The organism is Streptomyces sp. NPDC001380, assembly GCF_042895785.1.
Classification (GTDB): Bacteria; Actinomycetota; Actinomycetes; order Streptomycetales; family Streptomycetaceae; genus Peterkaempfera.
The window spans coordinates 98,487-112,641 of the sequence record NZ_JBIAWP010000022.1; the positions used below are offsets into that span (position 1 = coordinate 98,487).

The 14,155-nt window shown below is 70.7% G+C and carries 8 protein-coding genes and 1 pseudogene; 3 read left to right on the forward strand and 6 right to left on the reverse strand.

The window, feature by feature from the left end:
* Positions 1 to 112: 112 nt before the first annotated feature.
* The 5 genes from ACFY07_RS23595 to ACFY07_RS23615 form a co-directional block, all read right to left on the reverse strand.
* Entirely contained in the window at positions 113 to 3,901 is a 3,789-nt protein-coding gene (locus ACFY07_RS23595) for an amino acid adenylation domain-containing protein (protein WP_390871377.1), read from the reverse strand.
* Positions 3,898 to 4,932 (reverse strand): TauD/TfdA family dioxygenase, encoded by a 1,035-nt coding sequence (locus ACFY07_RS23600; RefSeq protein ID WP_390871379.1) that lies wholly within the window; start codon positions 4,930 to 4,932, stop codon positions 3,898 to 3,900. The genes ACFY07_RS23595 and ACFY07_RS23600 overlap by 4 nt, the downstream gene beginning before the upstream one ends.
* A gap of 17 nt (positions 4,933 to 4,949) precedes the next feature.
* Complete coding sequence (locus tag ACFY07_RS23605; protein ID WP_390871381.1) at positions 4,950 to 6,284, reverse strand: MFS transporter; 1,335 nt, start codon at positions 6,282 to 6,284, stop codon at positions 4,950 to 4,952.
* A gap of 111 nt (positions 6,285 to 6,395) precedes the next feature.
* Positions 6,396 to 11,273 (reverse strand): amino acid adenylation domain-containing protein, encoded by a 4,878-nt coding sequence (locus ACFY07_RS23610; protein ID WP_390871382.1) that lies wholly within the window; start codon positions 11,271 to 11,273, stop codon positions 6,396 to 6,398.
* Positions 11,273 to 11,512, reverse strand: coding sequence for an MbtH family protein (locus ACFY07_RS23615; RefSeq protein WP_390871384.1), 240 nt, complete (start codon positions 11,510 to 11,512; stop codon positions 11,273 to 11,275). The genes ACFY07_RS23610 and ACFY07_RS23615 overlap by 1 nt, the downstream gene beginning before the upstream one ends.
* Positions 11,513 to 12,267: 755 nt before the next feature.
* On the opposite strand from ACFY07_RS23615, the pseudogene ACFY07_RS23620 reads away from it, so the two are divergent.
* A pseudogene (locus tag ACFY07_RS23620) lies at positions 12,268 to 12,417 on the forward strand (glycoside hydrolase family 95-like protein); the annotation flags it as partial.
* Between the two features lie 74 nt (positions 12,418 to 12,491).
* On the opposite strand, the gene ACFY07_RS23625 reads toward ACFY07_RS23620, so the two are convergent.
* On the reverse strand, positions 12,492 to 12,818 hold the full coding sequence (locus ACFY07_RS23625; RefSeq protein ID WP_390871386.1) for an IS3 family transposase: 327 nt from the start codon (positions 12,816 to 12,818) through the stop codon (positions 12,492 to 12,494).
* A 2-nt stretch (positions 12,819 to 12,820) separates the two neighbouring features.
* Here ACFY07_RS23625 and ACFY07_RS23630 point away from each other — a divergent pair, with 2 nt between their 5' ends.
* Both ACFY07_RS23630 and ACFY07_RS23635 read left to right on the forward strand, forming a co-directional pair.
* Positions 12,821 to 13,846: an integrase core domain-containing protein gene (locus tag ACFY07_RS23630; RefSeq protein ID WP_390871388.1), complete on the forward strand. Its 1,026-nt coding sequence runs from the start codon at positions 12,821 to 12,823 to the stop codon at positions 13,844 to 13,846.
* A 76-nt stretch (positions 13,847 to 13,922) separates the two neighbouring features.
* Positions 13,923 to 14,063, forward strand: coding sequence for a hypothetical protein (locus ACFY07_RS23635; protein ID WP_390871389.1), 141 nt, complete (start codon positions 13,923 to 13,925; stop codon positions 14,061 to 14,063).
* The last annotated feature ends 92 nt before the right edge of the window (positions 14,064 to 14,155 follow it).

Genomic DNA, 14,155 nt, shown 5'->3' on the forward strand with positions numbered 1-14,155 from the left:
CGAGCGCGGCGACGTCGGCCGGGTGCCGCCTGCTCGGCGCGCACGCGGTTACCGGCCGACAGCCGGGTGCGCGCCGAACAGTGGCTGGAGCGGTGGTGTTCGACGACAGCCGCTACGGCTGCGCCGGGGCGTCGAGGGCCCGGGAGACCAGCTCCGCGAGCTCGGCGACGGCCGGGGGCCGCATGATGCTGTGGTGATCCGCCTCCACGGCGGTGAAGGCGAGGCCGGGGCCCACCAGCTTGCGCCAGCCCCAGGTTCGGTCCGACTCCAGCGGCACACCCGCCGGCTCGGCGCGGACCAGGAGCACCGGGTAATCGGGCGTCGAGTCCGCCGGATCGGTGGTCTCGGCGTGCCGCCGGATCGCCGTCATGTTGCAGGTGTAGACGTCCAGCAGCTTCTGCAGGTCGTCCTCTCCCGCGGTGGGCGGCAGGTGCCCGCGCTTCTGCATCTCTGCCAGCAGAAGGTCGAACGCAGCCTTCCCGGAGGGGATCTGTTCGGGCAGATCCAGCTCGTAGTGCCAAGCGAAACGGCCGATCAGGACGGACTCCGACAGCAGGTCGTCCTGTGAACCGTCGTCCTCCTCGTCCTCGAACCCGGGAGCGAAGGAGTCGACGATGATCAGCCTGTCCACCTCACGGCCGGCCCGGCGCAGTGCCTGGGCCGTCTCCAGCGCCATGATCCCGCCGAAGCACCAGCCGATGATCACGGCGGGCCCGTCGGTGGCGGCGGCGATCTCCGCCGCGTAGCCCTCGGCCATCTCAGCGAAGCTTCGTTGCGGCTCCTGACCGTGCAGGCCCAGGGACTCGACGCCGACGACCGGGCGGTCCGCCGACAGCAGCCGGGCGAGCTCCCAGTAGCTGAGCGTGCTGCCGCCACCGGGGTGGATGCAGAACACCGGCGAGCCCCCCTCAGCGGGGCGCAACGGGACGAGGTTCGAGTCCCGGGTCTCGCCGTCGCGCACCAGGCGGGCCATGGCCGCCACGGTCCGGGCCTTGAAGATCGACGACATCGGGAGCTTGCAGCCGAAGGCACTGTTGGTGCGGGACATCAGCTTGATGGCCCGCAGAGAGTGTCCGCCGAGCTCGAAGAAGTCGTCCTCCGGTCCGATGGCGTCCAGTCCGAGGACCTCGGCCCAGAGCACCAGGAGCCGCTGCTCGACGGAGTCGCGCGGCCGGGCGGCCTGGGCGCGGACGGTCTCGACGGGTGCCAGGGCCTTCCGGTCGAGCTTTCCGTTACGCGTCAGCGGCAGCCGGTCCAGCACCTGCCACCCGGTCGGCACGAGGGCTGTGGGCAGTCGGCGGCCGAGGGCCGTCTGGAGGTCATTGACCGAGGGGGCATCCGCGTCCCCGGTGAGTACGACATAGGCGTCCAGGTGCGAGACCAGGCCGCTGTCGTCCGTCCGAGCCACGACGGCGCCCGCCGCCACACCGGCCTGCTGCTGCACCAGGACCTCGATCTCGCCGAGTTGGACCCGGTAGCCGCGGAGCTTCACCTGGTCGTCGAGACGTCCGAGGATCTCGACGCCCGCGCCGGGCACAAGTCGGCCGAGGTCACCCGAGCGGTACTGCCGCGTCGTGCCGCGTTCCCCGAATCCGGTGCGGCCCTCACGCAGCTCCGCGAGGTAGCCGAGGCCCACGCCCGGTCCGCTGATCACCACCTCGCCCGGGCACCACGGCGGCAGCGGGTTGCCCTCGCCATCGACGACGGTGAGGAGGTTGTCCCCCATGCCGGTGCCGACCGGCACCGAGGCGCAGCGTTCGTCGATCCCGCCGTCCAGCGGGAGGACGGACACGCCGACGGTGGTCTCGGTCGGGCCGTAGTGGTTGAACACCCTGAGCTGAGGCGCGAGCTCACGGAGCCGGGTGAGCAGTGTCGGCGGCAGGATCTCGCCGCCGAGCACCAGTACCCGGCTCGGCAGCAGGGCGGCCGGGTCACGGGCCTCGGCGAGCAGCGCGGAAAGGTGCGAGGGCACCAGCTTCATCGCAGTCACAGGGCACGCCGCGAACCGGTCGGCCAACGCCTGCGGGCTCGTCGCCACGTCGGCGTCGACCAGGTGGACGCATCCGCCGTCGGCGAGCGTCGGGAAGACGGCGGTGTAGGACAGGTCCGCGGCCAAGGTGGAGACGGCGGCGAACTCGGCGCCCTCGCCCAGCCCGAGCTGCTTCAGCACGGCCGAGGCGTAGTGGGCCAGCTGCCCGTGACCGATGACGACGCCCTTCGGCGTCCCCGAGGTGCCCGAAGTGAAGACTGCGTACGCGGCGTCCCCCGCCCCGGCGACCGCGGGCTCGGCCTCCTGCTCGGGCTGCGGGTCGGCCGCCGGCAGCGGCAGGGGCGTGACGGGCAGCACGAGGCCGGCGGCGGCCTGCGGCACGAGCACGTACGCGGTGTCGGCCAGGCCGAGAACGGTCTCGATGCGCTCCTGCGGCCACGCCGGGTCGACCGGGACGAAGGCCGCACCGGCCAGCCATGTGCCGAGCAGGGCGACCAGGGTGTCGGCCACCGCCGGAACCACGACCCCGACGTAATCCCCCGCACGCACGCCGTGGCGGTGCAGCATTCCCGCGGTGGCCGAGGCCCGCCGCGCCAGCTCGCCGTAGGTGAGTACCTGCTCCCCGCTGCGGACCGCGGGGCGGTCGGGGTTCCGTTCGGCATGCTCCAGGAAGCGGTGCAGCACGCTCCTGTGCCGCTCGTCCGGCTCGTCCGCCGGCTCGGCCGAGGTGAGCAGGCGCAGCACGCCGACGGCCCGCCCGGGGTCGGCGAGCGCTTCGGCCAGCTGGTTCCCGAACGCCTCGGCGAGCGCGGCCAGGTCCGGCTTGGCGACCTGGCCGCCGTGACCCGCGAAGGTCACGAGCAGTGCCTCCGGGCCCAGCACGCAGTCCAGGTGGACGGCACCGGGGCGCTCGTACGCGCCCGCCGGGCCGGGTTCGGCCAGAGCGGCCCACCGGTCCTCCAGGTAGCGGAAGGAGACGGCGTCCGTAGTGAGGAGAGCCTCCGGATCGGCGTGGTTCTCCCGCTCCTTCGCGGCGAGCAGTGCCTCATCGGCGTCCCGCACGGCCTGCGCGAACGGAGTCCGCGGATCGGACGGCAGGCGCACATCCACCGGCCGCTCCAGCAGCCCGAGAGCGCCGGCCAGTCCGTCGGCGGAGCGCCCCTGGGTGACCACGAGCAGCCGGTCGTCGGCGTTCCCGCTGTACCGCGCGAGCAGCGACCGCCAGGCGGCGAGCAGCACGGCCTCCTCGCCCGCCCCGAGCTCGCGGGCGACGGCGCGCAGCCGGGCGGGCACCGGGCCGTCCAGCGTCGTCACGACGGTCACCGTTCCGGCCTCCGGGTCCCGGCGGCCTGCCGGCAGGAGGAACGGGAGTCCGGTGGCGGACCGGGCCCGCTCCTCCGTGGCGGTGGCAGCGGCGGACCCGGCGTTCTCCAGTTCCTCACACAGCCAAGCCGCCACATCGGCGTACTGGAGCGGTTCCTCCTCCGCCGGTCCGGGCTCTGCGGACTCGCCGAGCAGGAAGCCGGTGAGGGTGCTCCACGACGCCCGGTCCACGCTGAGGCGCGGCAGTCCAACGAGCAGGACCGTCCCGTCCTGGCTCCGGGTGTGTTCCACGATCAGCTCGCCGGCCCGCAGCAGGGTGCGGCCGTCGGCGCCCTCCTCGACCATCACGGGGCCGGCCGGATCGACCACTTGCACGGGCAGGCGCAGGCCGGGCAACGCCGCGTACCTGGTGCGGAGGACCTCGTGTTCCGCCACCAGGGCCTCCATCCGGTCCGCCAGCTCACCCGGGGTGAGCACCGAAGTGGTGGAGATCCGGTGGGTGGCGCGGGCCTGCGCGTCCCCGTGGAGGTGGACCGCTCGTTGCTGGGGCGAGAGCTGGTAGCCCTCGGTCTGCTCGAGCTCGATCATCGGGGTCCTCCCGCGTCTCCACTGCGCTCGTCGGTCATCGCCACCAGCACGCGGCGCGGGCCCCGATACGAGTCCCGCCCGTGCGAGACCGACATGTTGTCGATGACCATGAGGTCGCCGTCCTGCCACGGCTCCCGGATCGTCTCGGCGGCGAAGGCGGCCCGAACGTCCTCAAGGACGGCGTCCGGGATCGGCTCGCCGTCACCGAAGTAGACCTCGCGCGGGATCTCCCCACCGCCGCTTCGGAGTTCGTCGCGTACCTCGGGGGCGAGCGCGGAGGTGTGGAACAGGTGGGCCTGGTTGAACCAGAGCTGCTTCCCGTTCGACGGGTGCTCGATCACGGCCTGGCACACCTGCGAGGTCTTCAGCTTGTCCTCGCCGTACCAGGTGAACTCGATCCTCTGCGCACGGCAGAGCTCTTCCGCTTCTGCCCGGCTGTCGGTCTCGAACGCTTGCTGCCACGTCAGGTCGAAGCCGGTGCCGTAGTGACGGACGTAGCGCACACCGCGCTCGGCGAAGGAGTCGAGCAGCGCGCGGTCGAGCCGCTGCGCGACCAGGTGACTGTCGGCGAGTGGCGTCGCGCCGCCCTCGGGCGACGCCTGGTGGCAGTAGAACCAGAGGTGCTCCGGCCAGATCCGCGCGTATGCCATCTCGTTGTGCTGCGGGATCGTCTGGTCGGCCGGGTACTCGGTCGAGGTGTAGACGCCCGCCGCTGAGGAGCGGCTGCGCGGCGTGGATCCGTAGGTGTAGTTGAGGAGTTGCGGTGACCAGGCCTTGACGACGCTCTGGAACTCCTCCGGCGACGACAGCTGGAAGCCCCGGAAGAGCACCGCACCGCGGTCGCTCAGCAGTTCCTCCACGCGCGTGCGGTTGGACCGCATCCAGTGCTCCAGGTCGACCGACGGGGCCGCCGGTCGGACGACGGACAGGATCGAGTGCGGACTGTCCGTGACGGACACCAGGTCCTGCTGGGCGGTGACGGCGACCCGGCGACGCATCGCCCGGACACCCGAAGACGGTGGGATTGTCATGACGTTCCTTGGTTGTCTCAGTGGGCGGACGGCAGGCTCGGCGAGTCTTCCGGCACGCCGGCAGACTCCTCGGACGCGCTCTCCGCGGCCAGACCGTCGAGCTGACGGACGGAGCGGATCGGCGAGAGAAAGAGGATCACCGCCGGGAGAAGCAGACCGACCGCCGCCACGACGACGGTGGTTCGCAGGCCCAGCGCCGAGCCGAGCGCACCGCCGATCAGCGCGCCCAGCGGCAGACTGCCCCTGGCGAGCGTCCGCACGGTCGCGTTGACGCGGCCCAGCAGGTGGTCCGGCGTCACCATCTGTCGAAAGCTGATGACGGTGATGTCGAAGACCGGGATGCCGAACAGGGCGACGAAGGTCGCGGCACCTGCGGTGACCACGGCCACCAGCGAGTTGTCATGAACGGTCGAGAGGGCGAAGTAGCCGATTCCGGGAAGCACGAGCGACAGCACCAGCGTGGGCCCGACGCCGAGCAGGCCGGTGATCCGCTCGGCGGACAGCGCTCCGACGAGCGCACCGGCGCTGCCGACCGCGACGATCACACCGACCTCGGCCGACCCGATCCCGGCCTCCCGGAGGAGGAACAGGAAGAACACGGCCATCAGGGCGCTGTAGAAGAGGTTGGCCGATACGGCGGCGATCGTGCACCAGCGCAGCAGGGTGTGCCGCCCGATCAGGCGGAAGCCCTCACGCATGGACGCCCAGACCGACGGCCCCTTCTCCCCCGAGCCGACCGGGACCGGCGGCGCGGCGGGTGCCTCGTCCGGGGGCATCCGGAGCAGCGCCAGCGCGGAGATCACGTAGCTCAGGGCATCCAGCGCGATGACCACCGGGCCTCCGAGCACGCCGATCAGCGCCCCCGCGGCACCGGGCCCGGCCACCTCCGCGACCGATTCGGACACCTGGAGCTTGCCGTTCGCGTCCATCAACCGGTCCCGGCCGACCAAACCGGGGATGTATGACTGGTAGGCGAGGTCGAAGAACGTGGCCATCGTCCCGACCACGAAGACGACCACGAGCAGCTGGTGGATCGACAGGACGTCGAACCAGTAGGCGACCGGGATCCACGCCAGAGCGGCGAACCGGACCGCGTTGGCCCCGATCATGATCGACCGGCGCGCCCGCCGGTCGACGTAGACGCCGACGACGAAACCGAACAGCAGGAACGGCAACTGCTCCAGCGCGACCAGCAGGCCGGACTGCATCGGCGTGGCCTGCAGGACCACAGCCGCAGTGAGCGGCAGCGCCACGTACGTGATCTGCGTACCGAACATCGAGATCGACTGGCTGGACCAGAGCAGGGCGAAGCTCCGGTGCCGGAAGAGGGACTTCTGCTCGGCGGTCGTCACAGGCGCTCCAAAGGGGGTGCGCACATCGGCGCCGTGTGGGGGAAGGACATGTGGCTCTCTTGCGGTTGCATGAGCGATGCGGCTGATATCGCTGGGGTCATCGGGGCGCCGTCACCCCGCCAGGCCGGAGAGCCGTAGGGCTGGGTCCACGGCCGCCGCCGACAGCAGGGCGACGAACCGGTCGGCGTAGCGGTGCACCGTCCGCTCGTCGAACAGCAGGGCGTCGTACTTGACCTTGAGCTGCAGCTCCTCGCCGGACTCGGCAAGGTGGAAGGCAAGGTCGAACTTGGCCGTCTCCAGGTCCTCGGCCAACTCCTCGGCTTTCAGCCCTGCCATGTCCAGTGGCGAGTCGGGGTAGTTCTGGAGCTCCAGCCAGACCTGGAACAGCGAGCTGCGACCCTCCACCCGCTTCACCACCTGCTCGGCGACCTGCTGGAACGGGACCTCCTGATGGTCGTACGCCCGCAGGGTCGACTCCCTCACCCGGCCGAGCAGTTGCTCGAAGGTGGGGTCCCCGCTCAGGTCCGTCCGCATGGCGAGGGTGTTGATGAAGCAACCGAGCAGGGGCTCCGTCGCAAGGTCGTCCCGGCCGGCGACCGGCGTGCCCACGACGACGTCCTCGCTGCCCGCGGCCCCGCCCAGAACCGCCGAGTAGGCGGCGAGCAGCACCATGAACAGGGTCGACCCCGTCCGCCGTGCCAGCTCGCGAGCATCCCGGTCGGGGAAGGCGACGGTGAAGAACCGTCCTTCCGATGTCTCCTGCCGGGGCCGGTCGGTGGGCAGTCCGAGCTCGGCCGGCGCCCCCTCCAGGGCTCGCTCCCAGTACGCCAGCTGCCCGGCGAGCCGGTCGGCCCGGTCGCGCTGCGCCCGGGCGTGGTCGCGGTACTGGAGGGCGTTCGCAGGGAAGGACGGGCGCTCGCCGCAGGCCAGGGCGGTGTACGCCGCCGTCAGCTCCCGCAGGAGGGTCCCGATCGACCAACCGTCCGTGATGATGTGGTGCATCAACAGGCTGAGGTAGTGCTCGTCGTCCCCGGCCTTCAGCAGCACGGGCCGGAACAGGGGCCCATGCGCCAGGTCGAACGGCTCCGCGCTGAGGCGGTCGAGCACGGCCCGCAGGTCCCCGTCGAGGTCCACGAAGTCGAGGTGGAACCGCCCGGGATCGTCGACGACCGCGACGGGGTCGCCTTCGGTGTCGAACGGGTAGCGCGTGCGCAGGATGGCGTGCCGGTCGATCAGTGTGCGGAGGGCCTCGGTCAGCGCGGGGACGTCCAAGTCTCCCCTGAGGTGCAGGGTGAGCGGGACGTGGTAGGCCGAGGAGCGATCCTCCAGTGTGTAGGCCAGCCAGAAACGTTCCTCCGCGAAGCTCAGCGGGCCCTCGATGCCGGCCTCCCCGAAGGGCACCGGCTGCACCGGCGCCTGGGGCTTGCCGCCCGGGCCACCGCGCGCCTCGATCCGCGCCGCGAGATCGGCGACGGACGTGGCCTGCAGGAACACCGACAACGGCAGGTCCAGCTCCAGCTCCTTACGCAGACGCGCCATCGCCTGCACCGCCAACAACGAATGCCCGCCCAACTCCAGGAACGCCACATCACGCTCCACCGACGGCACACCCAAAACCTCGGCCCACACCCGAGCCACCACCCGCTCCACCGGCGACACCGCAGCACCCTCGATCCGCGCCGCGAGATCGGCGACGGACGTGGCCTGCAGGAACACCGACAACGGCAGGTCCAGCTCCAGCTCCTTACGCAGACGCGCCATCGCCTGCACCGCCAACAACGAATGCCCGCCCAACTCCAGGAACGCCACATCACGCTCCACCGACGGCACACCCAAAACCTCGGCCCACACCCGAGCCACCACCCGCTCCACCGGCGACACGAGGCCGCCTGCCGTGGCGCCGCTTGCGGGCTCCACGGTCGGGCGCGGCAGCGCGCGGCGGTCCACCTTTCCGCTCAGGGCCAGCGGCAGGGCATCCATCCCCACGAACAGCTCCGGGACCATGTACTCCGGTAGCTGGGCCCGGAGCTCGGCCCGCAGTTCCTCGGCCTCCGGCGCCTCCCCGGCATCCGCCGCCGTGGTGTACGCGACGAGCCTGCGCTCGCCGGGTGTGTCCTCGCGGAGCAGCACAACGGCCTCGCGGACGTCCGGGAGCCGGGTCAGGGCGGCCTCGATCTCCTCCAGTTCGACCCGGTAGCCTCGGATCTTGACCTGGGTGTCGGCCCGCCCGAGGCACTCCAACTCGCCGTCCGGACGCAGTCGGACGAGGTCCCCGGTCCGGTAGAGCCGCCCGCCGGGCGCACCGAACGGGTCGGGGACGAACCGCTCCGCCGTCAGATCCGGCCGCTTCCAGTAGCCACGCGCGACGCCCGCGCCGCCGACGTACAGCTCGCCGACCACGCCGCGGGCGACGGGCATCAAGTGCGCGTCGAGTACGTAGAGCTGCGTGTTGGCGATGGGTCGGCCGATCGGCACGGTGCCGGAGAGGTCGGTGCTCTCGGTCACCTCGTGGACGCAGCAGCCGACGACCGTCTCGGTGGGCCCGTACTCATTGACCATGCGCAGGCCGGGGGCACGCTCGCTCCAGGCGGCGACGGTGCTCCCGTGCAGGGACTCGCCGCCGACGACCAGGTAACCGTCCGCCTCGATCCCGGCCCGCGGCATCGACGTGTCCAGGGCGTCGAGGTGGGCCGGGGTCAGCTTCAGCAGGCCGAGGTCGAGCTTGTCGCCAAGGGCGCCCGCCAGGGTGTCGAGCTCCTCGCCCTCGGGCACGAGGGTCAACGAGCGTCCGGCGAGGATCGGGCAGAACAGGGTGGTCACCGAGAGGTCGAACCGCAGCGGCGAGACAAGCACGGAGTCCCCGCCGTCAGCCACCCGGTAGGCGCCGAGGCTCCAGGCGAGGTAGTTCGCCAGACCGCCGTGCGTGATGACGACGCCCTTGGGGCGGCCGGTCGATCCGGAGGTGTAGATGATGTAGGCGGCATTGTCCGCCCGCGGTCGGGCACTGCGTTCGACCTCGGACAGCTCGCCGCCTTCCGCGGCGGGCGGCACGTCCTCCACGGTGAGCACGTGCGCCTCCGTCGCCGGGAGCGCGCCAGCATGGCGGTTGTTGCTGAGGACGACCCGCGCGTCCGCGTCGGTCAGCATGTACGCGATGCGTTCGGCCGGGTCCTTGGGGTCGAGGGGCACGTAGGCGCCGCCGGCCTTGAGCACAGCCAGCACCGCGACCACGAGCTCGATGTCACGCTGGAGGAAGAGCGCGACCCGTGTCTCCAGCCCGACGCCCACGCGGCGCAGCCGGGCGGCGAGGCGGTCCGCGAGCCGGTCCAGCTCGGCGAAGGTCAGGGTCCGCTCGCCGGAGACGAGCGCAGTTGCACCCGGCGTGCGGCGCACCTGCTGCTCGAAGAGCTCGACGGCATGGAGGCCGCCGAGCAACGGGCTCTCCGTGCGGTTCCAGTCGACGACGGTGTCCCGCAGCTCGTCCTCAGACAGCATGGGGACGTTCCCGATCTTGGTGTCCGGTTCGCCGGTCAAGCTCCCGAGCAGGATGCCGAGATGGGAGACCATGCGGAGCACAGTCGTCTCGTCGAAGAGGTCCGTCGCGTACTCGAAGACGCCGTGCAGGACGTCGTCGGCGTCCGGCCAGACCTCCAAGCTGAGGTCGTACTTGGCGGTGCCGTTGTGGTGGTCGACGACCGTGACCCGCAGATCGCCCAGCTCCTGGTCCAGCGCCGGGTCCTCGACCAGGGCGAACAGCACCTGGGCGATCGGCGAGTGGCTCAGGTCCCGGGGCAGGTCCGCCGCCTCCACCACGCGGTCGAAGGGCACCTCGCCGTGTGCGATGGCCTCCTGGGTGAGGTCGCGCACCCGGCCGACCAGCTCGCGGAAGGTCGGGGAGCCGGAGGCATCGACCCGCAGGGCGATCGAGTTGGCGAAGAAGCCAACCATGCTCTCGAGTTCGACGCGCGGCCGGTTGGCCACCGGCGTCACCATCGACACCTCGTCCTGGGCGGAGTAGCGCGCCAGCAGCGCGGCGAATCCGGCGGTCAGCACATTGAACGGGGTCGCGCGCTCCGCGCGGGCGATCTCCTTCACCGCCGGCCAGATCTCCGGCGGGAGGGCGAAGCGGTGTCGCTCGCCGCGGAAGCTCTGAACGGCTGGCCGGGCGCGGTCGACGGGAAGCTCGATGACCGGGACGGCACCGCTCAGTGTCCGGCGCCAGTATTCGACGCCTGCGGCGAGCTCCTCTGTGCGCTCCGGGCGGGACTCCCAGCCGACGTAGTCGGCATACTGCAGCGTCAGGGGGCTGAGGGTCGCCTCGGCGCCCTGGGCGACGGCCGTGTAGGACGCGAGCAGCTCGTCGACCAGCAGGCCCATCGACCAACCGTCACAGACAATGTGATGAACAGTCAGTACGAACATGTGGTCAGCGGGGGAGCACTGGAGCACGGTCGCGCGCGCGAGCGGTCCGGACTGGAGGGAGAACGGCCTGGCCGCCTCCGCCTCCACCGCCGCCCGGATCCCGTCCTCGGAGCCGTCGGCCGGCGAGACCGGTTCGAGGTCCACCCCGATGTCCGGGAGGATCCGCTGTACCGGGTTGCCGGAGCCGTCCGCGGCGGGCGGGAAGACCGTCCGCAGCGACTCGTGACGGAGGAACAGCCGACGGACCGCCTGTGCGAGCACGTCGAGCCGGAGCGGGCCGGTGAACCGGAGCGCCACTGACACGTTGAAGACCGCGCTGCCGGGGCTCACCTGGTCCATGAACCAGAGGCGCCGCTGCGCCGAGGAGAGCGGCAGCTCGGCCGTGCGCGGGACGGGGAGAATCGAGTCGTCGGCCGGCTTGGGGCGGCGCCCGCCGAGCCGCTTCTCCAGGAGGGCCCGCTTCTCCGAGGACATCTGGTCCAGCCGCGCCTGTGACACGAGCCGCTTTCGGATCGCGCTCCGCGGCCCCGCACCTGACTGACCGTTCGCCTTGTGCTCGGCAGTCATCAGCACTGCTCCTCGTCCTGACGCGGAACCGCCTCGGCCATGTGGGCGACAAGACTCAGCGGCCGCATGTCAGTCCAGTTCGCGTTGACGTAGTCGAGGCACGACGAGCGATCCGCCGCCCCGTGCACGACCGTCCAGCCGGCCGGCAGCCGCCCGAACTCCGGCCAGAGCGAATGCTGCCCCTCGCCGTTGACCACAACGAAGAAGCGACCATGGGGATCGTCGAACGGGCTAGACATAAGACCTCACTATTCGCACACATCTCATTTGGGCCGTCGGCCCTCCCCGCTATCTTTATGAGCCCGGGCGGATTGCGTCACTGGAATTAAAATCGAAATATGACCCACAAAGCCGGATCGACAGAGGGATTCCGTGCAATCCAGAATACAGGGCGGTGCCACCCGGGAGGGATCTCCGAGGTGAATGGACAGCGGGCATCATCCAACCCCGAAGGCGCAAAATGACACCATCGAGCGAACCAGCAGTCGAGCAAACGGAATGATGAAAACCTGGACACCGACAGGGGCTACTGGCGCCCATGCGACGTCAGGCCGCAGCCAAATTCCCGACATGCCCGACATCGGAAAGACGAATCAAGCACACGCCCTCAAAAAGGGCCGCTTCCCCCACCCCCGAAAGTTCATGCACGCACACATGTGCGCAGGCAAGGCGCCACGAATATGGCGCACGCCACCCCGGATAACCCCGCCGAAGAGCCTCCGGCGGCTTTGACTCCCATCGTTACTCCCCCTTAACAAACGATCGCGATCGTAGCCAGCCGTCGGAGGACATGTCAATGGCCAATTTCCCAGCCGAGAGAGGGCTTCCAGCAGTGCGGGTGCGAAAAAGTCATCTGCCCGATTCACGGCCTTGATCACCGTTCTCCGACTATGCCCGCCTGCCGCTATGGGGTTCGGCCCACCCGCGGGCAAGAAGGCGGCCCAGCGGCCTGCCGTCTGCTGCGGCTGCCGACTACCCCCACAGCCCGCGCCTGCTGCCCACGCCACCGCAGCCCTGGCCCGTCGGCTCGATCATCGGTCTCCGGGCCGCGGGCGGTGTCGGCGTCAGTCCGAGCCGGCAGGACGGCCGCCTGACCGAAGCCGCCCTGGAAGTGAGCCGGAGCCGCTCCTTCTCCGTCCGACTGGCCCTCCGGCACACCGCCCGTGGCGGTGACCGACCACACCGGTACGGCGGTCGACGCCGAGGTCGTTCAGACCGTTACCGACCACGCCTGAGCTTCGAAGCCCACACGGTACGACGTACCGGCTGTCCGTCGTCCGCTGACAGGCACGGCCCGCTGAGCTTGCTCCGCTTCGACGGACACGTTCGGTGTGTTGGTCGGACCGCGAGAGCGGCCTCGAAGTCGGCAGGGCTGCGGTGGTCGAGGCTGCTGTGGAGCCTGCGTATGTTGTACCAGCCCTCGATCCACTCGAAGATCGCCGAGTGGGACGCTGCCGGGCTGGGCCAGACCCGGTCATCGACCAATTCGCGCTTCAAGGCGGCGAAGAACGACTCGGCCGACGCTGCGCTTGCCGGAAACCTCATCCATGCAGGTGGGAGCGGATTTCGGGCCGCCGGCCGTGGTCGCTCAGGTCACCGCTGTCGCGCGGCGTCGGTGGGCACGGCATGACGATCGGTCGTGCTCCCGAGACTACCGGAACGCGCAGTACTCGCCGCCCTCGCCCGGCAGCTGCCCGGCCGTCTGCGTCGGCACCGCCTGGTCACCCCCCGGCACCCTGCTCACCTGGCACCGGCGCCTGGTGCGCTGGAAGTGGCGGCAGAAACCGGATCGCACCGGACGCCCGCCGATCTCCGAGGAACTCACCGCCCTGATTCTGGGCCTGGCCCGGGAGAACCCGACCTGGGGCTCGACCCGCATCCAAGGCGAGCTCAAGCGTCTCGGCCACCGCGTCGGCGCCTCCACCATCCGCCGCATCCTGCGCAGCGCGGGCCTGGGCCCCGCACCCCGACGCGGCCCGGACACCGGACCGGCCTGGCGCGAGTTCGTACGCGCCCAGGCTTCCGGCGTCCTGGCTGCCGACTTCTTCCCCATCGATACCGTCGGGTTGACCAGGCTGTACGCGTTCGCGGTCATGGAGGCCGGCACCCGCAGTGTCCACATCCTCGGCGTCACCGCCCACCCGACCGCGGCCTGGGCCACCCAGCTCGCGCGCAACCTTCTGGCCGACCTCGGCGAACGTGCCGCTGGCTTCCGATACCTGCTGCGCGACCGCGACAGCCGCTACACCCAGGCATTCGATGCCGCCTTCGCCGCCGACAGCATCGAGATCTTGAAGAGCGCTCCGCAGGCGCCGAAGATGAACGCTCACGCCGAGAGGTTCATACGCAGCGTGCGCGCGGAGTGCTCGGATCGGATGCTGATCTACAACGAGCGGCACGCCCGGCACGTCCTCGCCGAATACGAGCGGCACCACAACACCGGAAGGCCGCACCGGGCCCTGCAGCTGCGCGCCCCTGCCGACGACCCGGACGTCATCCCATTCCCCGCGCAGCGGATCCAACGCCACGACGTGCTCGGCGGACTGATCCACGAGTACCGCGACACCGCCTGACGAAGATCACGACCGCCCGAAGAAACGACCAGGTCAACGCACGTGCGGGACTTTTGGCGCCCTGCAGACCCTGGACGTGCACCCGCGGATCGCGATGCAGATCCTGCGGCACTCGCAGATCGCCGTCACGATGGAGGTCTACACCCACGTGCCGGCCGAGAGCACCCGCAAGGCCCTGCGGAAGCTCGGCAGCACCCTCGGGGACCTCTGCCCTTGACCCCCGTTGCTGTACTTCGCTGCTGTACGCAGCACAAAGCCCCGACCAGATCGCTCTGGTCGGGGCTTCCGACTTGCGTCGGGACGACAGGA

Coding starts and splice junctions, on each gene's coding strand:
- ACFY07_RS23630 (WP_390871388.1), top strand. CDS start 12,821: ATGCAGGTGGGAGCGGATTTCGGGCCGCCGGCCGTGGTCGCTCAGGTC.
- ACFY07_RS23615 (WP_390871384.1), bottom strand. CDS start 11,512: ATGTCTAGCCCGTTCGACGATCCCCATGGTCGCTTCTTCGTTGTGGTC.
- ACFY07_RS23625 (WP_390871386.1), bottom strand. CDS start 12,818: ATGAGGTTTCCGGCAAGCGCAGCGTCGGCCGAGTCGTTCTTCGCCGCC.
- ACFY07_RS23610 (WP_390871382.1), bottom strand. CDS start 11,273: ATGACTGCCGAGCACAAGGCGAACGGTCAGTCAGGTGCGGGGCCGCGG.
- ACFY07_RS23595 (WP_390871377.1), bottom strand. CDS start 3,901: ATGATCGAGCTCGAGCAGACCGAGGGCTACCAGCTCTCGCCCCAGCAA.
- ACFY07_RS23600 (WP_390871379.1), bottom strand. CDS start 4,932: ATGACAATCCCACCGTCTTCGGGTGTCCGGGCGATGCGTCGCCGGGTC.